This is a genomic window from Arthrobacter sp. Y3221114 (genome assembly GCF_059092625.1).
Map to the genome: position 1 here is coordinate 33745 of NZ_JBNHHW010000004.1, position 23904 is coordinate 57648.

The window sequence follows — 23904 nt, forward strand, 5'->3', positions numbered from 1 at the left end:
TGCTGGACAGGTCATGGATACAACGCCTTGGGGTCGGCAGGGACAATGGGTAAGGGTCGCGGAAGCGGTTCCGGTCGCGGCAAGGCAAAGCGGACGGCGACCCCTGTTCCGCGGCTAGACCGGCTCGTGGGCATCCTGAGCGTAGTGTTCGTTTTCTGTTACAAGTGGGGCCGAAGCGCCGGCTGGCGCCGCCCCCGGGGTGGCAGGACGGCCGGCGCAGGCACCGGACACCTTGCCGGTTTCCTAGCCGCCGCCAGGGAGGGCCGGGGCCGTGGGTGAAGAACGTCAGCCCAAGCCCCGGAGTGAACAGCTCGGCCGTGCCGAAGCGCTGGCCGCGCGGCTCGACCGGCCTATGGGCATTCTGGGCGTGTTATTCCTGTTCATCGTGCTGGCCCAGCTACTGGCGACTGACCCGGTACTGCTTGCGGTCCTGGGCACGGCGGGATGGCTTTTCTGGGCGGTCTTCGTGGCCGAGTTTCTCCTGCGGGCGTTCGTTGCAGGCTTTCAGTGGAGTTTTTGGAAACGCAACTGGTGGCAGGTCATCTTTCTGCTGGTTCCTTTCCTGCGCTTCTTCCGGGCACTGCAGGCTTTGCGGATCTGGCGCGTGGCACGGTTGTCCCGTGTTGGCGGCATCCTTTCCGCCGGTGTGCGCGGTTCACGCTCGGCCGGGCGCTTGCTGTCAAACCGGATCGGGTGGCTGGCTGCGGTCACTGCGGTCGTCGTCCTAGTATCCAGCCAGCTCCTTTACATCAGCGGCTCCTACGGCAGCTACGCCGACGCGCTGCACGACGCGGCGATGTCGACAATCACCGGCACCCGCTTGGGTGCTGATGATGCCTTTGCCCGCCTGCTGCAGGTTTTTCTGGCCATCTACTCGGTCGCCGTTTTTGCGACACTCGCCGGCTCCGTCGGCGCCTACTTCCTGCGCGGCGATAATGAACCCCGGAACGGGCGGGATCAAACCGGAGTGACCGGCGATCCCCAACGCCTTGACGGCCCTGGTACCCCCACCGGCCCAGATACGGGAAATAATTGACGCCGCCGAGCCGATAGCTGCGTGAAAATTAGCGACCAGCCTCTCGCGGTTTCGTCATGTTGCTAAAGTGAGGTCGTAACCCGCCATAGGGGCGCGAGGGCGATTAAGAGCGGGGTCATGCCGCAGCGGTGCGGGGGCACAATTTCCAGGTGCCGGACCGGAACAGAAAACGCGATGTCTTTCTCCGCGGAGGGGCCATGGGCAGATTCACCCGGAAGTCGGGGCCACATCCATGGGTCGTGATCGGGGCAGCTCTCCTGTTGATCCTCATCGGCTTCGGGACTGACCTCTGGATTCACTACTTCGCTCCCATTGTGGACCAGCTGTACCCGGGACTGTGAGCAGAGGCCGACCCACAGCGCCAGCGCCGGTCAGTGCTTCAGGCCAGCCAGCACGCGCTCGGCATCGGCCAGGTCCGAGAGAACGACGGCGGCGCGGCGGCGCACGTTCTCGACGCCGGCTTCGTAGCCTTGGCTGCCGCCGAGCCTGACCATCGCGGCGGCCTGGGCGGCCGCCGCCAGGGAGTTGCCGGCCCTGGAGAGGCTGCGGTGGACATCTGACAGGGCACCGCCGGGGATGTCCAGCCCGTCGGTGGGATGCAGCGACTGGGCGGTCGTGCAGCAGGTGCGCACCCGGGGCAGGAGGCCGGCGAGCTGGTCTGCTATCGGCAGCAGCTCGCCGTAAAGGCCGTCGTCCTCCACGCCCTCGAGGACCTGGTGGTAACGCTCCAGGGCACGCCGGAAGCGGTCGTGCGCGCGGCGCCAAATTCCCTTGCCGAGTTCCTTATCCTCCCGGCGGGCCTGCCGGGCAGCACCGAAGAGCGCCACCGGTCCTACAGGTACTGTCCGGGCCCGGTGTGCCGTTCGCCGCCCTGCACCGAGCCGGCATTCTCCCCCTCGGCTCCGGTGGCCCGGCGCGGTTCTCCGTCGTCGCCAATCACGACGCCGGGCGCGATCATGGTGCCGGGCGGCAGCTGGCGCATTTGCATGCGGGCCGCCATCTGCTGGTTGAGGGCCTGCTGCGCCGCGATCGCGGTCTGGATGCCGTGGAAGAGGCCTTCCAGCCAGCCGACCAGCTGCGCCTGGGCGATGCGCAGCTCGGCGTCCGACGGCGTGGAGTTGTCGGTGAACGGCAGGTTGATCCGGTGCAGTTCCTCGATCAGCTCAGGTGCCAGCCCGTCCTCAAGCTCCTTGACGGACCGCTCGTGGATTTCGGCCAGGCGGACGCGGGCGGCGTCGTCGAGCGGGGCGCTGCGCACTTCCTCGAGCAGTTGGCGGACCATGGTGCCGATCCGCATGACCTTGGCCGGTTCATCGACCAGATCGGCCAGCGCGGAATTGCCGCGGCCGGATCGCCGCGCAGCGGGACCGGGCTCCGGGTTCACGGGCTCTCCGGCGGCCGGGCTGTGGCCGCTGGGCAGCGCGGGGAGGATGACCGGTTCTGCGGGCTGCGGCGTCTGCTCTTCGCTCATGTTTTCATCTTGCCAGAGACGACCAGCGGGCGCAGATCATATCCAGCCCCCGGTCAGCAGCAGCGTCCCTGCGGGTTGTTCTCCTGCCGGTCCGTTTTGTCCCGCCAGAACTCGCGCTCGCTCATCGGCTCCGTGCCGGGATGTGCCCGCCGGTGGTGCCGAAGATAGTCCTGGTAGGCATGCTCGCCCATGACGCCTTGGAAGTACCAGGCGAACCTCTGCCAGCCGCTGCGGGCCCGGGGCCAGATGACGCCGGACATCAGTGGCCCGCCTTGGCGCGCCCGGTGTCCGCTGGCAGTTCGTTCCATTGCCTTTCCAGTTCCTTCTCCGGCCGGGTGGCCAGGAGACCGGACGGCGCGTAGATGGAGGAGACGACCGCCGGGTCCTCGTGCGAGGGTTCTCCGCCCAGCCGCCAGGACTTGTAAGTGGCGATGAGGGCGGTGGCGATGACGATGATGGTCAGCACCACGAACACGATGGACAGCGTGCCCTGCACCGCGGTGTTGCGGATCACCGCCTCCATTTCCGCCACCGAGGCGGCGTTCCCCAGGCTCGTTTCGCCGGCCGCCAGGGCCTCGCGGTGGGCGATGTGGTTGGCCCAGTAGCCCACCTTCACATCCGAGCTGAAGATCTTCAGGATCGAGGCCCAGATGGTGATGACGGCGGCGAAAGCCAGCGGCAGCCCGATGATCCACAGATACTTGAACGCCCCGCGCTTGGCCGCGATGGCCAGGCAGACTGCGAGCGCGATGGCCGCCAGCAGTTGGTTGGCGATGCCGAAGAGCGGGAAGAACGTGTTGATGCCGCCCAGCGGATCGGTGACGCCCAGGATCAGGATGTATCCCCAGCCCGCCACCATAATGGCCGTGCAGATCCAGACGCCGGGCCGCCAGGACATGTTCTTGAACTTCGGCAGGACGTTGCCGACGGTGTCCTGCAGCATGAAGCGGGCCACGCGGGTACCGGCGTCGACCGCGGTGAGGATGAACAGCGCCTCGAACATGATGGCGAAGTGGTACCAAAAGCCCATCATCCCGATGCCGCCGATCAGTCCCTGCATGATGTGTGCCAGGCCGACGGCGAGGGTGGGCGCGCCGCCGGTGCGCGAAACCACCGATTCCTCGCCGACGTTGCTGGCCAGGTCGGTGAGCATGTCCGGTGTCAGGTTGACGCCGGCCAGGCCCAGGCCGTTGACGAAGGCCACCGCGCCTTCCACAGTGCCGCCGGTGGCCGCTGCCGAAGCGTTCATCGCGAAGTAGATACCGCGGTCGATCGAGATGGCCGCGACCAGCGCCATGATGGCCACGAAGGACTCCATCAGCATTCCGCCGTAGCCGATGAAGCGGGTCTGCTTCTCCTTCTGCACCATCTTCGGCGTGGTTCCCGAGGAGATCAGCGCGTGGAATCCCGAGAGTGCGCCACAGGCAATGGTCACGAAGAGGAAGGGAAACAGCGAACCTGCCACCACGGGTGCGTCTTCACGGCCGGCGAACTCGCTGAACGCCGGCACGTTGATCTCCGGGCGCACCAGCACGATGGCCAGCGCCAGCATCAGGATGGTACCGATCTTCATGAACGTGGAGAGGTAGTCGCGCGGGGCCAGCAGCAGCCACACCGGCAGTACCGCCGCGATGAAGCCGTAGATGATGATGCCCCAGGCGATGGTGGTCCTGTCCAGCGTGAAGACCGCCGCGCCCCACTCGGTGTCCGCGATCATGCCGCCGCCGATGATGGCGGCGATCAGCAGCACGAAGCCGATGAGGGAGACCTCGCTGACCTTGCCCGGCCGGAGGAAACGCAGGTAGATGCCCATGAAGATGGCGATGGGGATGGTCATCGCCACCGAGAAGACGCCCCATGGCGATTCGCCCAAGGCGTTCACCACGACCAGGGCCAGGATCGCCACGATGATGATCATGATGGTCAGCGTGGCGATCAAGGCCGCCGTGCCGCCGATGACGCCGAGTTCCTCGCGGGCCATCTGGCCCAGCGAACGGCCGCCCCGGCGCATGGAGAAGAACAGCACCAGGTAGTCCTGGACCGCACCGGCCAGGATCACGCCAACGATGATCCACAGGGTGCCGGGGAGGTAGCCCATCTGCGCCGCAAGGATGGGTCCGACGAGCGGGCCGGCCCCCGCAATGGCAGCGAAGTGGTGCCCGTAGAGCACGCGGCGGTCCGTCGCGACATAGTCTTTGCCGTCCGCGTTGTACTCCGCCGGCGTCGCCCTCAGGTCGTTGGGGCGGGTGAGCTTGTTCTCGATGAACTTGGAGTAGAAGCGGTAGGCGATGAAATACGTGCAGACGGCCGCGAAGACGAACCAGATGGCGTTAATGGTTTCTCCCCGCGAAAACGCGAGGATGGACCAACTGACGGCCCCCAGCAGGGCGATGGCCACCCAGATCACGATCTTGGTCGGGGTCCACCTGTGGGCTTCGGCCTCCGCGGCCGGATCCAGCGCTACCGGCGGCAGGGTGGGATCCTGCACCAGCACGTCCGATGTGGGACCATTGCTCCCGGGTTGCCCGGGCCGGGGTCCGCTGATTTTCCCGCTCATGATGCTCCCCTCGTGGAACGCCGTTCGCTTTTACGCAGCACCGTAGCAGCGACGCCCGTGGGAGGGAACGGTAAAGCCGGTTTCAGGAGGTAGTGAGCAGGATCTTGCCCGTGTGTTCGCCTGAATCGAAGTACTCGTGGGCCGCCGCTGCCTCCGACAGGGCGAACGTGCGGTGCACCTGGGGTTTGACGTCGCCGGAGACGACCAGCGGCCAGACATGCTCGGCGACCGCCCGCACGATGGCGGCTTTCTCCTCTGCCGGCCTCGCCCGCAGGGTCGTGCCGATGACCGCACCGCGTTTGGCCATCAACTGGCCAAGGTTCAGCTCGGCCTTGGCCCCGCCCAGCAGCCCGATCACCACCAGCCGTCCGGAGGTGGCGAGCGCGTCCACATTCCGCTGCAGGTACTTGGCGCCCACTACGTCCAGGATGACATCGGCGCCCCGGCCTCCGGTGGCGTCCTTAATCCGCTCCACGAAGTCTTCCTCGCGGTAGTTGATCAGCACCTCGGCACCCAGTGCACGCGCGACGTCGAGCTTCTCCTGGCTGCCGGCGGTCACCGCGGGAATCGCGCCGAAAGCGGCAACCAGCTGTACGGCCATGGTTCCGATGCCGCCGGCGCCGCCGTGGATCAGCACCGCTTCCCCGGCCTGCACGCCCGCGGTCATGAAGAGATTGGAGAAGACGGTCGCCGCCACTTCCGGCAGGGCCGCGGCCGTCACCACATCGGTCCCCCGCGGGACCGGCAGCACCTGGCCTGCCGGAACCACCACCTGCTCGGCGTAGCCGCCGCCGGCCAGCAGGGCGCACACTTCGTCGCCCACCCGGAGCCCGCCGACGCCTGGGCCGACCGCCGCTACCCGGCCCGATACTTCCAAGCCCGGGATCTCGGATGCGCCTGGCGGCGGAGGATAGACGCCGAGCCGCTGCTGGACGTCGGCGCGGTTCACGCCTGCGGCAGCTACGTCGATGACCACCTCGCCCTCGGCCGGTTGCGGGGCTTCGGTGTCCCGCACGCTCATGACCTCGGGTCCGCCTGCTCCGTCGTAGAAAACCGCCTTCATACCAGCCTTTCGCCTTGTCCGGACATCAAAACCCCGGTGCCTGCGCGCTTTGCCCGGGTAGACCCCTCCGTGTCAGACTACAAGGTGAGGAAGGTTGTCCGAGCGGCCGAAGGAGCTGGTCTTGAAAACCAGTAGGCGGTAACCCCGTCTCATGGGTTCAAATCCCATACCTTCCGCTTCGCAGCAGGTGTCTTGGCCGTTCGGCCCGGGCACCTGCTGCATTTGTGCTCCCACGCCTGCTGCGGCACGGGCCCTTCGCACCGGATGTTCCGGTCGCCGGCCATCCGGCGTCAAGTATTCTGACCCGGCGCTCCCCCGGTATACCCTCGGCTAGGAGTCGTTCGCACTAAAGCTTGAGGAGTCCCCCGTGCCCAGCCAGCCAGCACCTGTCCGCCGCCCGCTCAAGGCGGCCGCCGCCGTCGTCCTCGTGGCGTTGCTCAGTGGCTGTGGCGGTGGAACGGATGAACCGCCGCGGGACGAATCCGGTGCCGTGACCGAAGCCGCCTCTGCCGGCGCCTACGCCATCAAGGTGGGCGACTGCCTGAACAACCCGGACACCGACCGCCTGACCGAGGTGGAGTTCGTGCCGTGCGACCAGGCCCACGAACTGGAGGCGTTTGCCGCCAGCAACCTGCCCGAGGGCGATTTCCCCGGCGACGAGGAAGTGGCGGCCAAGGCCGAGGAGTTCTGCGTGGCCGAGTTCGAGGCCTTCGCCGGCATCCCTTACGACGATTCGGCCCTGGAACTGACCTACCTGAACCCGACCGAAGCCAGCTGGACCGGCGAAAAGGACCGGGAGCTGCTGTGCCTGCTGGGCGAGGAAGGCTCGAAGCCCGTCACCGGCACGCTGAAGGACGCCCGGCGGTAGCTGCCCGGCGCTAGCCCCAGGTCCTTCCTGTCAAGGGCGGGAAGCGTTCCGCCGCGGATTTAAACGTTCTTTCTCAGAAGTCTTCCGCTGCTTCTGGCCCTCGGGTAACCTCCCGTTCATCCATGACCGCTGGACTGGGGGCGGTGCGCCCTGTGCACCGTGCAACCAGCTGTGCCGCAGCCTTTCCTGCGGTGCGAGGATCATCACTTCCACCTGAGAGATAGGGCCACATGGCTACTTCATCACCGAAGACCGCGCTGGCGGCGGTCCTGACGGCAGGCTTGGTGGCGGCACCTTTCGCCGCGCTGCCGGCGCACGCGGCCGACCCGGTCGAGCTGAACCTGCTGAGCATCAACGATTTTCACGGCCGGATCGACGCGAACACCGTCAAGTTCGCCGGCACCGTGGAACAGCTCCGCGCGCAGAACCCCGAGGGGACGCTGTTCACGTCCGCCGGCGACAACATCGGCGCCTCCGTCTTCGCGTCCTCCACGCAGCAGGACCAGCCGACTATCGATGTGCTCAACGCCCTGGAAATGGCGACGACGGCGGTGGGCAACCACGAATTCGACGGCGGCTTCGCCGACCTGACCGACCGTGTGGCTGCCGCGTCCCACTACCCGCAGCTGGGCGCCAATGTGTACCGGGCCGACACCACGGAACCTGCCCTGCCCGAGTACGAGCTGGTCACGGTCAACGGCGTGGGCGTCGGCGTGGTCGGAGTGGTCACGGAGGAAACCTCCTCGCTGGTGTCCCCGGGCGGGATCGCGGACCTGGAGTTCGGCGACCCGGTGGACGCCGTCAACCGGGTGGCGGCCCAGTTGACCGACGGCGAAGGCGACGAAGCCGACGTCATCATCGCGTCCTTCCACGAGGGAGCGAACACCAACACCGATCTGGGCGGCGCGACAGGCGCCAGCGCCGTGTTCAATCGGATCGTCAACGAAACCAGCGCGGACGTGGACGTCATTTTCAACGGCCACACCCATCAGGCCTACAGCTTCGACGCCCCGGTCCCGGGTGCGGAGGGCAAGACCCGGCCCGTGGTGCAGACCGGCTCCTACGGCGAGAACATCGGCCAGGTGCAGCTGAGCTATGACGCCGGAACGGATGAGGTCGTGGCGCACACCGGAGCCGTGGTGCCGCGGACCAAGACCTCGGACGGTGACCTGGTGGCCGCCTACCCGCGGGTGGCCGAGGTCTCGACGATTGTCCAGGCCGCACTCGAGCACGCCGCGGAGATCGGCGCCCAGCCGGTTGGCTCCGTCACCGCCGACATCACCACCGCGTTCCTGCCCGACGGGCCGGATGCGGGCACGGAGCCGGACCGCGATGACCGCGCCTCCGAATCGACGCTGGGCAACCTGGTGGCGGACTCGCTGCTGGCGTCGCTCTCCTCCGCCGAACGCGGCGGCGCGGAGATCGGCGTGGTCAACCCGGGCGGCCTGCGCAACGAGCTCTACTACGCGCCCGACGGCACGGTCACCTACGCCGAGGCCAACGCGGTGCTGCCCTTCCTGAACAACCTGTGGACCACCACGCTGACCGGCGCGCAGGTCAAGACCATGCTGGAGCAGCAGTGGCAGCGCACCGGCGCCGGCGACGTGCCGAGCCGCGCCTACCTGCAGCTTGGCCTGAGCAAGAACGTCAACTACACCTACGACCCGGCCCTGCCCGAAGGCGAGCGCATCACCGGCGTCTGGGTGAACGGCGAACCGCTGGACCCGGAGCGCGGCTACCGCGTGGGCACCTTCAGCTTCCTGGCCCAGGGCGGCGATAACTTCCACGTCTTCAAGGACGGGACGGACACCCGCGACTCGGGCCTGGTGGATCGCGACGCGTGGATCGCCTACCTCCGGGGCAACAGCCCGCTCTCCCCGGACTTCGCCCGCCGCAGCGTGCAGCTCACCGGCGCGCCGGAATCCGTCGGCCCCGGCCAGCAGGTCAGCGTGCAAGTCACCAAGCTGGACCTGACGTCGCTGGGGGCCCCGGCGACCACGGAGGTGTCGCTGGCCTACGTCGACGCCGCGGGCGCCAGGACCGCGCTGGGCACCTTCCCGGTGGCCGACGGCGCTGCCTCCGTCGAGTTCACCGCACCGTCCGCGCTGGACGGCGGCTACTTCGAACTGACCGCGGACGCGTCCGGAACCACTTTCCGGCTGCCGGCCGTCCTCACTGCCGGTGGCACCGGCGCCAACCATGTGGTCATCAACGAGGCCTATTTGTCCGGCGGCAGCGCCGGTGCGGCCTACCGGAACAAGTTCGTGGAGCTGTACAACCCCACGGACGCGGACATCAGCCTCGACGGCTGGTCGCTGCAGTACCGCTCGGCCACCGGCACGGGAAACCCCAGCGCCGTGGCAGAGCTGTCCGGCAGCATCACGGCCGGCGGCCACTACCTGGTGCAGGCCAACTCCAACGGCAGCAACGGCGAAGAACTGCCGGAGCCTGACCTGGTGACCGGCATGGCCCCGTCCGGCACGAGAGGCACCCTGGTGCTGTCGAACCAGGCCGGTGCGGTGGCGGACCTGGGCACCGGCTCGGTCATCGACCGCACCAACGTGGTGGACCTGTTGGGCTACGGCACCTCGAACACCTTCGAAACCGAAGCGGCCCAGTCGCCGGACAACAACCAGGACGTCCGGTCGCTGAACCGCGCCGAGGGAACGGACACCGACAACAACTCCGCGGACTTCAGCCTCAGCGAAGACATCACCCCGCAGGGCACCGGCGGAGGTGACGGCGGCGGTGATCCCGAACCGCAGCCGCAGCCCGTGGCCATCGCCGACATCCAAGGCACCGGCACCCAGTCCCCGCTGGCCGGCCAGACCGTGACCACCCGGGGCGTGGTCACCGCCGCCTACGCCACGGGCGGCTTTGACGGCTACTACATCCAGACGGAAGGCACCGGCGGCGACACCGACGCGGCAGCCCGGACGGCGTCCGATGCCGTCTTCGTCTACTCCCCGGCCACGGTCGGCCAGGTGAAGGCCGGCGACTTCGTGGAGGTCACGGGCAAGGTCAGCGAGTTCCACGGCCTGACCGAGCTCACGGTGGCCGCCGACGGACTCAAGCTGCTCGCAGAGGCAGCCGCCGCTCCGAAGGCGGCCGCCATCGGTTGGCCCGCCACCGACGAGGAGCGCGAGAAGTTCGAGGGCATGCTGCTGGCCCCCCAGGGCGGCTTCACCGTCACCGACAACTACGCCCTGAACCAGTACGGTGAAATCGGCCTGGCCGCCGGGAACTCCCCGCTGCTGCAGCCGACCGCCGTCGGGACCTACGGATCGGACGCCTTCTGGGCCGAAACCGAGAAGAACGCCGCCCTGGGTGTCACGCTGGACGACGGCTCAAGCGTCAACTACCTGGGCGCCGACGCCAACAAGGACATCCCGCTGCCCTACCTCTCCGCCGACGATCCGGTTCGGGTGGGGTCCCCCGCCGAGTTCACCACCAGCGTGGTGCTGGACTACCGCTTCAACCTGTGGCGGTTCCAGCCGCTGGGCCACCTGACGGTGGAGAACGCCGGAACCGTCCAGCCGGCGTCGTTCCAGAACACCCGCACCGCCTCCCCGGAAAAGGTGCGCGGGGACGTGAAGGTCGCATCGTTCAACGTGCTGAACTACTTCACCACCACGGGCGACCAACTGGCGGACTGCAAGGCCTACCTGGACCGCGACGGCAACCCGATCACGGCCCGCAACTGCGACGCCCGCGGCGCCTGGGACACGGAGAACCTGGAACGCCAGCAGGCCAAGATCGTTGCGGCAATCAACGCCCTGGACGCGGACATCGTGGCGCTGGAGGAGATCGAAAACTCCGCCCGGTTCGGCAAGGACCGCGATGCAGCCCTTGCCGCGCTGACCGACGCACTGAACGAAGAGCTGGGCGATACCCGCCACCACGGAAAGCACTCCGGCCAGGGCAAGCACGGCGGCTGGGACTACGTCCGCTCGCCGAAGAATCTGCCGGCTTTGGCGGATGAAGACTTCATCCGCACCGCGTTCATCTACCGGAAGGACGCGGTGAAGACGGTCAAGGAGTCGGTGATCCACAACGACACCGAGGCCTTCGCCAACGCCCGCAAGCCGTTGGCCCAGGCCTTCAAGGCCAAGAACGGCGCCTCGGATACCTTCATCGTGATCGCCAACCACTTCAAATCCAAGGGTTCGGGCCCCAACTCGGGCGAGAACGCCGACCACGGCCAGGGCGCCTGGAACGCTGCCCGCACCGCGCAGGCGCACTCCCTGGTGGACTTCGCGGACCGGCTGCAGGAACAGTTCCGGACCGACAAGGTGCTGCTGACCGGCGACTTCAACGCCTACGCGAAGGAGGACCCGATCAAGGTCCTGACCGACGCTGGGTACGTCGACCAGGGCGCCAAGACAGGCGAGCACAGCTACAGCTTCGGCGGCATGGTCGGCTCGCTGGACTACATCTTCGCCTCGCCCGCCGCGGACGCGAAGGTCAAGGGCGCCGACATCTGGAACATCAACTCGGTGGAGTCGATCGCGCTGGAGTACAGCCGGTACAACTACAACGCCACCGACTTCTATGCGCCGGATCCCTACCGTGCCAGCGACCACGACCCGATCATCGTGGGCCTGGACATGGGCAAGGACAAGGAAGGCGGCAACGCCCGTTAGAAACCACGGCGTGGGCCCTCCCCTGCCGGGAAGCGGCCGACGCGCCGGCAACGCCCGTTAGAAGCCAGAGCGTAGGCCCTCCTCCAACCGGGGAGGGCCTACGCGCGTCCACGGCCGGGTCAGTACCCCGGAACCCCGCTGGCGACGACGTCGGTGCTCGCCTGCGCGGGGCCGGCCAGGCTCCTGTTGTCTGCTGCGGCCAGGATGGCGCGCGCTATCCTGTCCGCATCCTGCAGCGTGCGGCCGCCGGTGTCGCCCGGCGCCCCGGCCTCGGCGGCGATCGACGTGCCCCACTGGACCGAGGACAGCTGCAGTCCGATCACATACAGGCTCCGGGCCGGCTGGCCGTTCCGGTTCAGCGGACGGTAGGGCGGCAGGGTCACGTCCAGGCCCGACGCTGTCACCGGCTGTCCGTTGGGCCCGATCATCAGCTTCGGCCGGACCAAGCCGTCCTCGAGCATCCGTCGCAGCAGCGGAGACCGGTTGTGGGCCACCCGGTTGGCCGGCATCATCGCCTCCACCAGGTAGGCGCCGGTGTACTCGGCGCCGTCGACCCACGGAGAGGTCACCCGGAACCGGCCGCTGTCCGGGTCCACCTCGTAAACCGGTTCCGGCCCGGCGAACCGGACGATGCCGGCCCGTGCCAGGGCGGCCAGCTGCTCGATGCGCTGGGCCGGCGGCCCGCTGGCCAGCCCTTCGACCAGCGGTTCGAACCAGCCGCGCAGTTCGGCCAGCCAGGATTCCTCCGTAATGCCGCCGTCGGCCACGATCTTCTTCAGCAGCGATCGCCCGGCGTTGAGCGCCCCGATGGCCATCTTGAGCGGATCGTCGGTACCGCGGGCAGAGCCCTCCGCATCGGCGTCCAGATAGTCCAGCACCGCCTGCTGGTAGTCCGCGGGGGAGGCGAACTTGCGCCCGTTGAACGGCTTCGCCAGGGCCTCCACATCCAGCAGCCTGTGCCCGGCGACCCGTTCGGAGAGGTAGGCCCCCGCCCGCATCTGCAGGGTGCGGCTGCCCGGTTCGGCTTTCTCCGCCAGCAGCTGCCCCAGTCCGGCCAGCAGCTCCTCCGGCGGCACGCCCAGGCACTCCGGTTCCACCCGGGCAAGCGTGGAGTAGTAGGCCCAGTAGACGTCGCGGTGCAGCATCGGCCACAGGTCGTGGTCGAAGCCGGGCTGCACGCCGGCTTCGGCGTACAGGCGGGCCGCGTGCGTGGTGAAATGCCGCAGCTCCACGCCGGCCGGAATATACGTGTCGATCCGGGCCTTCGCCCGGTACGGCGTGCCGCGCCGGGAGCCGGCCACGAGCCGCGGTTCCTTACCCGACGGGACGTAGCGCATCGGCTCGGTGTCCGTCGCCGGGAGGAACTGCCCGCCGCGGCCCTCGGTGACCTGCACCATCAGGTCGAAGAAGTTCAGACCCATGCCGCGCACCAGCACCGTGCGGCCGGGCGGGACCCGGTCCCAGTCCACGTCGGCCGGCACATTGGGCGGCAGGTAGTTCAGGCCGTGCCGGGCCGCGGCATCCTGAAGCTGTTGCTGCTCCGGATTCAGCGCAGCGGGGACGTGGCCCAGGGCCAGCACTACGGCGTCCGCCGCCACGGTGGCACCGTCGGTCAGCTCCAGCTGCCATTCGCCGTCGTGCTCGGTGAGACCGGTTGCTTCCGCCGGATGAACGGTGAGGGAGACGTCCGCCCCGGTCCGGGCGGCCAGCTGCGCGAAGGTCCAGGTCAGGTAGCGGCCGTAGAGCGCCCGGCTGGGAAAATCGGCCGGCCCCAGCGCCGCCGCTTCGTCGCGGTCCGCCTGCGGCACCTCGGGAAGGCCGCCGGCCGCCACGGTGGAGCGCCAGGCCTCGAAGGTCATTCCCGCCACCGGATCGGGGCCAACCTGCCCCGTCCCCGGAGCGGGCACCACCGTGGGGAACAGGCAGGGCGTGTTCATCAGGAACAACCGGGACTGGCCCGGCTGCCAGACATGCCCGGCGCCGGGCGGGTAGGGATCGATCAGGTGGATCCGCAGCGGCGCCCCGCCGTGTGCCCGGTGGTTGGACAGCAGCCGCTCCAGCACGGAGGTGCCCCGAGGGCCGGCGCCCACGATCGCCACACGGTAACTGCCCGGATTGTCCATGCCGTCTAGCCTACGGGTTGGCAACCGCCTCCCCGTGGCGGCATGCCTAGGATGGGTCCATGGCCCAGGACACCCAGCATCTGCCCCAGGACGAGTTCATCTGGCTCGAGGACATCTACGGCGCCAAGCCATTGGAGTGGGTGAACGCGCAGAACCAACGCACCGAGGCCAAGCTCGTGGACGACTCGTTCACGGCGCTGGAAGCGGGCATCCTGGAGGTCCTGGACGCGGAGGACCGGATCCCGGCCGTCACCAAGCGCGGCCCCCACTACTACAACTTCTGGCGCGACAAGGCCAACCCCCGCGGCCTGCTGCGCCGCACCAGCTGGGAGAGCTACCTGACCGATTCCCCGGACTGGGAGGTGCTGCTGGACGTTGATGCGCTGGCCGCTGCCGAGGGCGTCGACTGGGTCTATGCCGGCTCTTCCTTCCTGCGTCCGGCCGACGGCACCAGCTACCGGCGCGCCATGCTGCGGCTCTCCCCCGACGGCGGCGACGCGGTTCGGCTGCGCGAGTTCGACGTCGAGGACCGCGCCTTCGTGCCCGGCGGCTTCGACATTCCGGTGGCCAAGAGCTACGTCTCCTGGCTGGACGAGGACCGCATCCTGCTGGGCACCGACTTCGGCCCCGGCTCCCTGACCACCTCCTCCTACCCGCGGACCAGCCGCATCCTGCGCCGCGGCCAGGCTCCGGAGGCTGCCGCGGAGTACTTCGACGTCCCCCGGGACCACATGCTGGCCCAGGTGGGCCACGACTCCACCCCCGGCTTCGAACGGGACGTGGCGGTGGACGTTATCGATTTCTTCAACTACCGCACCTACCTGCGGCGCGACGGCGAGTGGCTGCCCATCGACGTTCCCACCGACGTGAACGTGGATCTCCACCGCCAGTGGCTGCTGCTGCGGCCGCGTGGCGACTGGGAGCTGGATGGCACCGTCCACCCGGCCGGCTCCCTGCTCGCCGCCGACCTGGAGGCGTTCCTGGCCGGCGACCGTTCCCTGCAGGTCCTCTTCGCCCCCGATGCGGCGACCTCGCTGCAGTCCTGGAGCTGGACCAGGAACTACCTGCTGCTCAACCTGCTGCAGGACGTCTCGTCCCGGATCCTGGTGCTGGATCCCGCCGCGCAGTGGGCCGCCGCCGAGCTCCGGGACTGCCCGCCGCTGCACGCAGTGGATGCTTCCGGAGTCGACGACGACGAATCCGACGACTACTGGCTGGTGGCCACCGGCTACCTCACGCCGTCGACCCTCTCGCGCGGCACCATCGGTGGGCCGGCGCTCGAAGTCAAGGCATCGCCGTCGTACTTTGACGCCTCCGCCTACGAGGTCCAGCAGCACTTCGCCACCTCCAAGGACGGCACGCAGGTCCCCTACTTCCAGGTGGGCCCCAAGGATCTTGAGCACGACGGCGGCAACCCGGTGCTGCTCTCGGGTTACGGCGGGTTCGAAGTGGCCAGGACCCCCGGCTACAGCGGCACGGTGGGACGGGCGTGGCTGGAACAGCGCACGCCGGATGGGCGCGGCGGCGTGTACGTGGTGGCCAACATCCGCGGCGGCGGCGAGTACGGCCCGGGCTGGCACCGGGCTGCGCTGCAGGCCAACCGGCACCGCGCCTACGAGGACTTCGCCGCGGTGGCGCAGGACCTGACGGACCGCGGGGTCACCCGCCGGGAGCGCCTGGGCTGCGCCGGTGGGTCGAACGGCGGCCTTCTGGTGGGCAACATGCTGACGAGCTACCCGCATCTCTTCGGCGCGGTGTCGTGCGGGGTGCCGCTGCTGGACATGGCCCGCTACACCAAACTCTCCGCCGGCTACTCCTGGATTGCGGAGTACGGGGACCCCGAGGACCCGGCGCAGTGGGAGTTCATCCGCACGTTCTCGCCCTACCACCTGCTCCAGCCGGGCACCGAGTACCCCGACGCGCTCATCTGGACCGCCACCTCGGACGACCGGGTGGGCCCGGTGCAGGCCCGGAAAATGGCCGCGCGGATGCAGGAACTCGGGGTCCGGAACGTCTGGTTCCACGAAGCCCTCGAGGGCGGCCACGCCGGCGCCAGCGACAACAAGCAGACGGCCCGGTTGCAGGCACTCTCGCACGCGTTCCTGTGGCGCGCGCTGGCCGGCTAGCCCGCTCGCGGTTTTGCTCTTGGCCCCGGATTCTGGGTAGTCTTGTGTGGCTAGCAATAGCGTATGGAGACGTGCCAGAGCGGCCGAATGGACTTCACTGCTAATGAAGGGTCGGGGTTAAACTCGACCGGGGGTTCAAATCCCCCCGTCTCCGCGTCAACTCCCCCGGGAAACCGGGGGAGTTTTTGCGTCTCCTCGTCCTCGGCGTCACCGCGCCCGTGGGCCTGTCCGTGGGCCTCGCCGTCCACATCACGGGGCGTTTCTAATGCCGCGCAGGCCCGAACCAGCGGGCCAGCGCGTCCTCCAGCCCACGCTGAGTCCCGTCTCCCGTCCACGCCACATGCCCGTCGGGCCGGATCAACACCGCCGCAGGGGCGCTGACCGAACCGATCACCGGAAGCTCCCACCCTCCGTCGTACGTGGCGTCCACCAGCTGCACCCGGTCCGCCCACGGCCCCGGCCTGATGCTGCCCGGAACGCCGAGGTTGAGCAGCACCCCGCGGGCTTCGTGCAGGAGGGTGAACACCCGCAGCGGGCCGTGGGCGGTGACGATGTCGAGATCGGGCATGCGGCGCCCGAGCAGGGGATGCCCCTCGCCGAGGTCGTAGCGGACGTCCAGGCCGGAGATGAGTCCGCCCAGCCGCTTCCGGGCCTCGTCGATCGTCAGCAGGCCGGTCACCGTGTCGGCCAACGCGCCGATGCGCGGGTCGGCCCGCTGCATGAGCGACTGCGCCATGGTGTGCTTGAGGGCGCGGGCCCCGGCGGGGTGCCGCTCGGCGTGATAGGTGTCCAGCAGGCTGTCGGGCGCGATGCCCCTGACCACCAGGGCGAGCTTCCAGCCGAGGTTCACGGCGTCCTGGATGCCCAGCCCGATCCCCTGCCCGCCCGAAGGGGAATGGATGTGCGCGGCGTCCCCGGCCAGCAGCACGCGGCCGCTGCAGTACGCCGCGGCCTGCCGCGTGGCGTCGGTGAACCGCGAGATCCAGGTCGGAGCGTGGACCCCGAAGTCGGTGCCGTAGACCTCGGACAGCGCCTTGCCGAGGTCCGCCAGGGTGGGCTCGGCCGCCGGCCCCAGTTGCTTCTCGGTCACGACCACCCGCACCGTCCGCCCGTCCTCCATCAGGTGCAGCCCGTGGACCCCCACCTCGTCGATGCGCATGCCCGCCGGCGTCTCCTCTGTCACCTCCACTTCGGCGATCAGGCTGCTTTTCGTCGCGTCCCAGCCGGGGAACCCGATGCCGGCCGCCTTCCGGACGGCGCTTCGTCCGCCGTCGGCGCCGACCAGGTACAGCGCGCGCATCGGCCCGCCGTCGGCGAGCTGCACGTCGAGCCCGCCGTCGACCTGGGCGAAGCCGGCCACCTCGACCCCGCGATGGACCGGCACACCCAGCTCCTCGATCCAGCCGGCCAGGATCCGCTCAATGTGGTTTTGCCACAGGCCGAGCGTGTAGGGGTGCCGGGTGGGAAAGTCGCCCACGTCCAGCCTTGTGCTGCCGAAGAACGCGGCCTGGACGGGCTGGCCCTCGGCGAGGAACCGGTCGGCGATCCCGCGCTGATCGAGGATCTCGATAGTCCGCGAGTGGAAGCCGCCCGCACGCGAGCCCACCAGCTCGGGTGTCGGGCGGCGCTCCACGATGGCCGCATCCACACCCGCCAGCGCCAGCTCACCGGCCAGCATCATCCCCGTCGGGCCGCCGCCGGCGACGATCACCTCGACCATTACAACCCCCGCCTCTCCGGGCCGTCCCGTGCGCCACCTTCGGGCACGTCCGAGCCATTTTGGGGCATGACGGGGGCCTTGCAGCAAGCCCCCCGGGACGCGCTACATTGGAAGTGGCGGGGAACATGAAGTGTCAGCAGGCACAAGGGATGGCCGTCGTCCGGCCGGCTCAGCCGATGAGGCAACCCCCGTGTTTCCGGGCCCGCCGCGCCGCCCGCCGCCGGCCCCGCACGTCAGGCGAAGCCGAAGACCGGCGGGAAGACCACGACGACGACGACGGCCCAGGCCCCATAGACCGGCAGGTACCCCGTCTGCCAGCGCTCAAGCGCTGCGAAGGGGCGCCGCCCGCGCAGGAACCCGACGGTAAGCCACGCTGCCCGCACGAGGTGCACCAACAGCAGCAGGTTTAGGCCGAGCGCGGCGACCTTGTTGGGGCTGGTACCGAATTCGGCGATCCGGGTCAGCATCGCCGTCAGCATGACCGCGTCGACCGCGACCGCGGCAGCGACGAGGACCAATTGCAGGCCGTCGAACAGGCCCGGCGGCGCCAGCGCCTCGCGGGCGGAGATCGCGTACAGCAGCAGGGCCAGGACGAGCACGAGGATCGCATTCATGAGGATGAGCAGCCCCCGGTCGACGTCCACGAGGCCGCCGGCCGCCGTGAGCACTGCCAGCAGCGCCAGCAGCATCACGATGGTCAGGGGCGTGAAGACGCGGGTGAGCACCGGGGCGATGTTCTCGACAACGTTCTGCTTGGCCTCGACCAGCCAGGCTGCTACGACCAGCGCACCCGGAACGGCGAACGGCAGTATCCAGGCCTCCAGCGCCGGCTCGAAGTCGACGCCCACAGCCTGCAGTGCCCCGAAAGTGAGCCCAATCAGCACAGCCCCGCCGAGGGCCAGCAGCGTGAAGTAGATCGCGAGTTCCCCGGTGAACCGGACAAAGTCCATGCGACGGTTGTGGTCCCGCCACCTGCCGCCAACGTACGCCACGCCCGCCAGCAGCCACAGGACGACCGGGGCGTGCAGCACGGCGAGCACCTCGGTGGAACCGGCGGCCGCGAACGGATAGGCATTGAGCAGCACCGCCAGCGCGGCAAAGGGGACGAGCAGCGCCGCCGCCTTGGACACCGCCAATCGGCGTTTCCAGGCAAAGTACGCGGCCAGGAACGGGAAGACGAGGAGGCCCAGGTTTCGCGCCAGGACCGCGCCGTCGAGCCAGACGGTGCCTGCCTTGACGGCCACCCCTGCCCCAACGGCGAGCGCGAGGACCACAGCAAGCTCCCGCCACGGCGGCGCTGCGGTGTCGGAGTCCTGCGGGACGAGCACCAGCTGCTTCCACAACCGGTCGGAATGCTCGCGGGCGAACTCGCGCGAGATTGCATCCAGGTTGCCCAGGCGCTTGATCGCGACAAGGAAGGCCTCCTCGTCGTCGAGCCCTGATGCCTGCCGGTCGGCGATTTGTCCGCGCAGGTGGTCCTCCAGTTCATCGAGGTCCGCGGGTGAAATCGCCTGGCGGCGCCGGACGTACCCGCGCCACCTGTCTATCTGTGCTTCCAACTCGGCATGGAGTTCCATCAGGCCCACCCTTCGACCGGGGCGGCGGGCGGCGGCACCGCCTGCCACACCCGCCGCAGCGTCTCGGCGACCACCGTCCACTGTTGCTGCCGCTCGGCGAGCACCTCGCGGCCTTGGGCCGTGATCGCATAGTGTTTGCGCCGCCGCCCGGCCTCCGAGAGGCCCCACGAGGACGACACATACCCGAACCGCTCGAGTCGGTGCAGCAGCGGATAGAGCATGCCGTCTGTCCACTCCAGCCCCCCGTCGGACAGTTCGCTCACGCGTTTGCTGATCGCGTAGCCGTACAGTTCGCCCTCCGACAATATCCCCAGCACCAGCGGGGTGGCCGAAGCGGCGACCAGGTCCTTATCAATGCGCAACGGGCCTCCTCATACCTAGATCTGCAAGGTATAACCCTAGCAGTTCTAGGTATCAGGTGCTTGTCCGCGGAGCCGGCGGGAAGCTCAGGCCTTGAGGGCCAGGACGAAGGGCAGGACCGCTTCTGCCCCGGCCAGGCGGAGAGCGCGTCCGGCCACGGTGAGGGTCCAGCGGCTGTCGGCGACGTCGTCGACCAGCAGCACGGGGCCGCGGTTCTCCGCCAACCAGGCTTCCCCGCCCTCCGGGACCTGGAACTGGTCCCACACGTCGGCCAGCCGGAAGGCGCTGTTGCCGCCGGGGCCGCTGCGGGGTCCGCCGTGCGGGACAGCGAGCTCGCCCAGGTACGGCAGCCTGCCGATCTCGGACAGCCCGCGGGCCAGCGACTGCACCAGCAGCGGCCTGCTGCGCGAGGGAACGCTGACGATGCCGACCGGGCGCTGCGCCCAACCCCATTGCGCCAGGACCTGGACGCAGGCCTGCAACATGGCAGGATCCACTCCGCGGTCGGGCGCCCCGTCCGAGAAGACTTCGCGCAGCTTTCCGCCCCAGCCCAGGTCCGTCAGGCGCGCCAGGGCCCGGCCGCTGCCATTGACCTCAGCCGGCGAAATCTTTCCCTTGACCGGCACGCCCAGCTTGTTCATGCCGCTGGGCCACATGGCCCGTGGCTCCAGTTCGACGCCGGCACGCTGCAGGGCCGCGCCCGCGCTTTCGGTGGCCTCGGCCGCGATGATGTCCGAGTACCACGGTCCGGCGCAGTTGTCGCAGCGCCCGCAGGGCGCCGCGGCGGGATCGTCCAGGGCCTTGGCCAGGAATTCCATCCGGCAGCCGGAGGTGTTCTCGTAGTCCAGCATGGCGTTCTGCTCGGCCACCCGGGCCTGCGAAATGCGCCCGTAGCGCTCGGCGTCGTAGCTCCAGGGCTGGCCGGTTCCCTCCCAGCCGCCGCTTACCTTGCGCACTGCGCCGTCCACGGACAGGACCTTCAGCAAGAGTTCCAGCGGGGACCGTTTCAGGTTCACCAGTGTCTCCAGCGCCGCCGTGGACAGCACCGTCCCCGGGGCGGCGAGCTCCCGCAGCACGGCCGTGGCCGTCCCCTCGTTGGGCATCGACGCCGTGGCAAAGTACTCCCAGATGTCCCGGTCTTCGGTACCCGGCAGGAGCAGTACGTCAGCGTTCGGAGTTCCGCGGCCCGCGCGCCCCACCTGCTGGTAGTAGGCGACCGGGGAACTCGGCGCACCCAGGTGCACCACAAAGCCCAGGTCCGGCTTGTCGAAGCCCATGCCGAGGGCGCTGGTGGCCACCAGCGCCTTGACCCGGTTCTCCTTCAGCGCCGCCTCCGCCTGTTCCCGCTCGGCCGGGTCGGTGCGGCCGGTGTAGGCGGCCACTTCGTGGCCGGCCTCCCGGAGCAGCCGGGCGGTGTCCTCGGCGGCGGAAACCGTGAGGGCGTAGATGATTCCGCTGCCGGGCAGGTCGTCCAGGTGCGTGAGCAGCCATCCGAGCCGGGCGCGCGGGCTGGCCAGGCGGAGCACGCCCAACCGCAGGGAGGCACGGGCGAGCGGCCCCCTGATGGTGAGCACTCCGCCGTCGTGCCCGGTGGCAGAATGCACGCCGAGTTGCTCCTCGATGTCGTGGACCACGCGGGAATTGGCGGTGGCCGTGGTGGCCAGCACCGGGACCCGGTCGGGCAGCTGGGCGATCAGGTCACGGATCCGCCGGTAGTCCGGGCGGAAATCGTGGCCCCAGTCGGAAATGCAGTGCGCCTCGTCGACCACCAGCAGGCCCGAGCTTTGCACCAGCTGCGGAAGCTGTTCGTCGCGGAAGCGCGGATTGTTCAGCCGCTCGGGCGAGACCAACAGCACGTCCACTGTGTTGGCGGCCAGCTGCTCCTGGACCTGGCCCCATTCCAGCTGGTTCGCCGAGTTGATCGCCGCGGCCCGGACACCTGCGCGTTCGGCCGCCGCCACCTGGTCCCGCATGAGCGCGAGCAGCGGCGAGACGATCAGTGTGGGGCCGGCGCCGCGGCGGCGCAGCAGCAGGCTGGCCACGAAGTACACCGCCGACTTTCCCCAACCGGTACGCTGCACCACCAGCGCCCGGCGCCCGCCGGAGACCAGCGCCTCGACCGCCTCGAACTGGCCCTCGTGGAACTCGGCTGTGTCATTGCCCACCAGGGCGCGGAGCAACGCGGTGGCCTCCCCGCGCAGCCCTCCGTCGTCCTGCCCCGGCCCCGCCGTTCCCGTCGTCGCCGCGTCCATTGTCCCGTCGATCAGCTCAGCCATGCTGCCCAGTATTGCAGCCGCTGCCGACAACCTGGCCCTTTTCCACAGCGGCCCCTTATAAGCTGGTGAAGTGAGCAGCATAGATCTCGGCCTGTCCTTCAAGGCCTACGACGTCCGCGGGATCGTGGGCGAAACCATTACGGCGGCGACCGTCGAGGCGACCGGTGCCGCGTTCGTGGACGTGTTGTCCCTGGCCGGGCAGACCGTGCTGGTGGGCGGCGACATGCGTCCGTCCTCGCCTGAGTTCGCCGCCGCGTTCGCCCACGGTGCGGCCGGCCGCGGGGCCAACATCCGCATGCTGGGGCTGATCTCCACCGACGAGCTCTACTACGCCTGCGGATCCCTGGACGCCGCCGGAGTGGTGTTCACCGCCAGCCACAACCCCGCGCAGTACAACGGCCTGAAGATGGCCAAGCCCGGGGCGGTTCCGGTCTCCTCCGACACCGGCATGTTCGACATCCGCGACCTGGCGCAGAAGTACCTCGAGACCGGCATCCCCGACGGCACCGAACCCGGGACCATCAGCGAAACCAACGTGCTGGCCGGTTACGCCTCCTACCTGCGCTCCCTGGTGGACCTGGCCGGCATCCGTCCGCTGAAGGTAGTAGTGGACGCCGGGAACGGCATGGCCGGCATGACCACCCCCGCCGTGCTGGGCGACACCCTGCTGCCGGCGCTGCCGCTGAAGATCGTGCCGCTGTATTTTGAGCTGGACGGAACCTTCCCCAACCATCCGGCCAACCCGTTGGAACCGGAAAACCTGGTGGACCTGCAGGCGGCGGTCATCGAGCACGGGGCGGACATCGGCCTGGCCTTCGACGGCGACGCCGACCGGTGCTTCGTGATCGATGACACCGGGGCGGTGGTCTCCCCCTCGGCGATCACGGCGCTGGTCGCCCGGCGGGAAATCGCCCGCGCCCGCGCCGCCGGCGAAGAAAGCCCGGCGGTGATCCACAACCTGATCACCTCCCGCGCGGTGCCCGAAACCATCACCGCCGCCGGCGGACGCCCGGTGCGCACCAGGGTGGGGCACTCGTTCATCAAGGCGCACATGGCCGAGGAGAAGGCCGTGTTCGGCGGCGAACACTCCGCGCACTACTACTTCCGCGACTTCTACAACGCCGACACCGGCATGCTCGCCGCCATGCACGTGCTCGCCGCCCTCGGCGAGCAGGAGTCGCCGCTGTCCGCTCTGGCCGCCGAATACGACCCGTACCATGCAACCGGCGAACTGAACTCCCAGGTCGAAGACAAGGACGCCGCCATCGCCCGCGTGCTGGCCGACTTCGCCCCCGCCCTCGCGTCCGACCCCGCCGCGGCCGGAACCGACACCACCGCCGGCAGCTGCCCGGCCGCCTACGCGGGCACTGGGGTAGGCGTGGACCGGCTCGACGGCACCACCGTGATCGCCGACGACGGCTCCTGGTGGTTCAACCTGCGCCCCTCCAACACCGAACCCTTCCTGCGGCTGAACGCCGAAGCCACCAACCCCGGCCTCCTCGACACTCTCCGCGGCCACGTTCTGGCCCGCGTCCGGGAAGCAGCATGAGTGCCTCCTGGCGGGACGGGATCCCCGCGGAGATACTGTCCGATATCGACACCCTGTTCGGAACGGGGCTCGGGGTGGCGCAGGAACAGTTGACCGAGCATGGGGCGTTCCTGCCCGCGGCCCTGGTCACCACGCACGACGGCGGTCTGCGCCTCGTGGTCGTCTCCCCCGATGACCTGGACGCCGAGGCCGCCGAGGTCAACGTGGACGGCATGATTGAGGACCTGTACGCCACCCTGCGCAAGGATCGCGCCGATTTCCGGGCCATCGCCGTCATCAGCGACATCTTCTTGCCCGAAGAGGACGCCGACGCGATCCAGATTGCCGTGGAGCACTCGGCCGGCATCGCAGTCTCGGCCATCCAGCCCTACCATCACGACGACGACGGCACCTGGAGCTACCCGGACCCCTTCGTGGACCCGCAGGAACGCCTCGTGTGGCCCGATCAGGAATTCGACGACGGAGCCGAGCCGCCCCGGGACTGACCGGCCGGACCGTTCCGGGCGCACCGTGGCCAATTATGGTCCGGGCAGGA

Annotated in this window: 16 protein-coding genes and 2 tRNA genes; 8 read left to right on the forward strand and 10 right to left on the reverse strand. The window is 69.1% G+C overall.

Annotated features, from left to right (window positions below):
* Positions 1–271 precede the first annotated feature (271 nt).
* Positions 272–1036 carry a hypothetical protein gene (locus AC5RV3_RS09745; protein ID WP_494106640.1) on the forward strand — a complete coding sequence of 255 codons (765 nt, stop codon included), beginning with the start codon at positions 272–274 and terminating at the stop codon, positions 1034–1036.
* Between the two features lie 371 nt (positions 1037–1407).
* Here the strand turns inward: AC5RV3_RS09745 and AC5RV3_RS09750 are convergent, their stop codons facing one another.
* From AC5RV3_RS09750 to AC5RV3_RS09770, 5 genes are all read right to left on the reverse strand, one after another.
* A complete protein-coding gene (locus AC5RV3_RS09750) occupies positions 1408–1863 on the reverse strand; it encodes a hypothetical protein (RefSeq protein ID WP_493988864.1) in 456 nt (151 codons plus the stop codon).
* Positions 1864–1868: 5 nt separating this feature from the next.
* Positions 1869–2507 carry a bacterial proteasome activator family protein gene (locus AC5RV3_RS09755; RefSeq protein WP_493988863.1) on the reverse strand — a complete coding sequence of 213 codons (639 nt, stop codon included), beginning with the start codon at positions 2505–2507 and terminating at the stop codon, positions 1869–1871.
* Between the two features lie 53 nt (positions 2508–2560).
* Positions 2561–2767 (reverse strand): YbdD/YjiX family protein, encoded by a 207-nt coding sequence (locus tag AC5RV3_RS09760; RefSeq protein WP_493988862.1) that lies wholly within the window; start codon positions 2765–2767, stop codon positions 2561–2563.
* Positions 2767–5064 (reverse strand): carbon starvation CstA family protein, encoded by a 2298-nt coding sequence (locus AC5RV3_RS09765; protein WP_494121954.1) that lies wholly within the window; start codon positions 5062–5064, stop codon positions 2767–2769. Before AC5RV3_RS09765 ends, AC5RV3_RS09760 begins: the two co-directional genes overlap by 1 nt.
* A gap of 82 nt (positions 5065–5146) precedes the next feature.
* Positions 5147–6127 (reverse strand): NAD(P)H-quinone oxidoreductase, encoded by a 981-nt coding sequence (locus AC5RV3_RS09770; RefSeq protein ID WP_494121955.1) that lies wholly within the window; start codon positions 6125–6127, stop codon positions 5147–5149.
* An 88-nt stretch (positions 6128–6215) separates the two neighbouring features.
* Here AC5RV3_RS09770 and AC5RV3_RS09775 point away from each other — a divergent pair.
* The 3 genes from AC5RV3_RS09775 (at position 6216) to AC5RV3_RS09785 (ending at position 11638) form a co-directional block, all read left to right on the forward strand.
* A tRNA-Ser gene (locus AC5RV3_RS09775) sits at positions 6216–6303 on the forward strand.
* Positions 6304–6494: 191 nt separating this feature from the next.
* Complete coding sequence (locus AC5RV3_RS09780) at positions 6495–6995, forward strand: septum formation family protein (protein WP_494121956.1); 501 nt, start codon at positions 6495–6497, stop codon at positions 6993–6995.
* Between the two features lie 230 nt (positions 6996–7225).
* The gene (locus AC5RV3_RS09785) at positions 7226–11638 is read left to right on the forward strand and encodes an ExeM/NucH family extracellular endonuclease (protein WP_494121957.1); all 4413 of its coding nucleotides are present in this window, start codon (positions 7226–7228) and stop codon (positions 11636–11638) included.
* A gap of 119 nt (positions 11639–11757) precedes the next feature.
* On the opposite strand, the gene AC5RV3_RS09790 is transcribed toward AC5RV3_RS09785, so the two are convergent.
* Positions 11758–13761: an FAD/NAD(P)-binding protein gene (locus tag AC5RV3_RS09790; RefSeq protein WP_494121958.1), complete on the reverse strand. Its 2004-nt coding sequence runs from the start codon at positions 13759–13761 to the stop codon at positions 11758–11760.
* Between the two features lie 59 nt (positions 13762–13820).
* Between AC5RV3_RS09790 and AC5RV3_RS09795 the strand changes: the two genes are divergently transcribed.
* Positions 13821–15887 (forward strand): prolyl oligopeptidase family serine peptidase, encoded by a 2067-nt coding sequence (locus tag AC5RV3_RS09795; RefSeq protein ID WP_494121959.1) that lies wholly within the window; start codon positions 13821–13823, stop codon positions 15885–15887.
* Positions 15888–15952: 65 nt separating this feature from the next.
* Positions 15953–16041 (forward strand) — tRNA-Ser (locus AC5RV3_RS09800).
* A 108-nt stretch (positions 16042–16149) separates the two neighbouring features.
* On the opposite strand, the gene AC5RV3_RS09805 is transcribed toward AC5RV3_RS09800, so the two are convergent.
* The 4 genes from AC5RV3_RS09805 to AC5RV3_RS09820 form a co-directional block, all read right to left on the reverse strand.
* Positions 16150–17607, reverse strand: coding sequence for an FAD-dependent monooxygenase (locus AC5RV3_RS09805; protein ID WP_494121960.1), 1458 nt, complete (start codon positions 17605–17607; stop codon positions 16150–16152).
* 233 nt (positions 17608–17840) lie between these two features.
* Entirely contained in the window at positions 17841–19184 is a 1344-nt protein-coding gene (locus tag AC5RV3_RS09810; protein ID WP_494121961.1) for a permease prefix domain 1-containing protein, read from the reverse strand.
* Entirely contained in the window at positions 19184–19546 is a 363-nt protein-coding gene (locus AC5RV3_RS09815) for a PadR family transcriptional regulator (protein WP_494068561.1), read from the reverse strand. The genes AC5RV3_RS09810 and AC5RV3_RS09815 overlap by 1 nt, the downstream gene beginning before the upstream one ends.
* Before the next feature lie 84 nt (positions 19547–19630).
* Positions 19631–21820, reverse strand: a complete 2190-nt coding sequence (locus AC5RV3_RS09820) for a RecQ family ATP-dependent DNA helicase (protein ID WP_494121962.1) — start codon at positions 21818–21820, stop codon at positions 19631–19633.
* Between the two features lie 70 nt (positions 21821–21890).
* On the opposite strand from AC5RV3_RS09820, the gene AC5RV3_RS09825 reads away from it, so the two are divergent.
* Together AC5RV3_RS09825 and AC5RV3_RS09830 are read left to right on the forward strand one after the other, a co-directional pair.
* Positions 21891–23369 (forward strand): phosphohexomutase domain-containing protein, encoded by a 1479-nt coding sequence (locus AC5RV3_RS09825; RefSeq protein ID WP_494121963.1) that lies wholly within the window; start codon positions 21891–21893, stop codon positions 23367–23369.
* Positions 23366–23854: a hypothetical protein gene (locus AC5RV3_RS09830; protein WP_494121964.1), complete on the forward strand. Its 489-nt coding sequence runs from the start codon at positions 23366–23368 to the stop codon at positions 23852–23854. The genes AC5RV3_RS09825 and AC5RV3_RS09830 overlap by 4 nt, the downstream gene beginning before the upstream one ends.
* Positions 23855–23904: the final 50 nt, after the last annotated feature.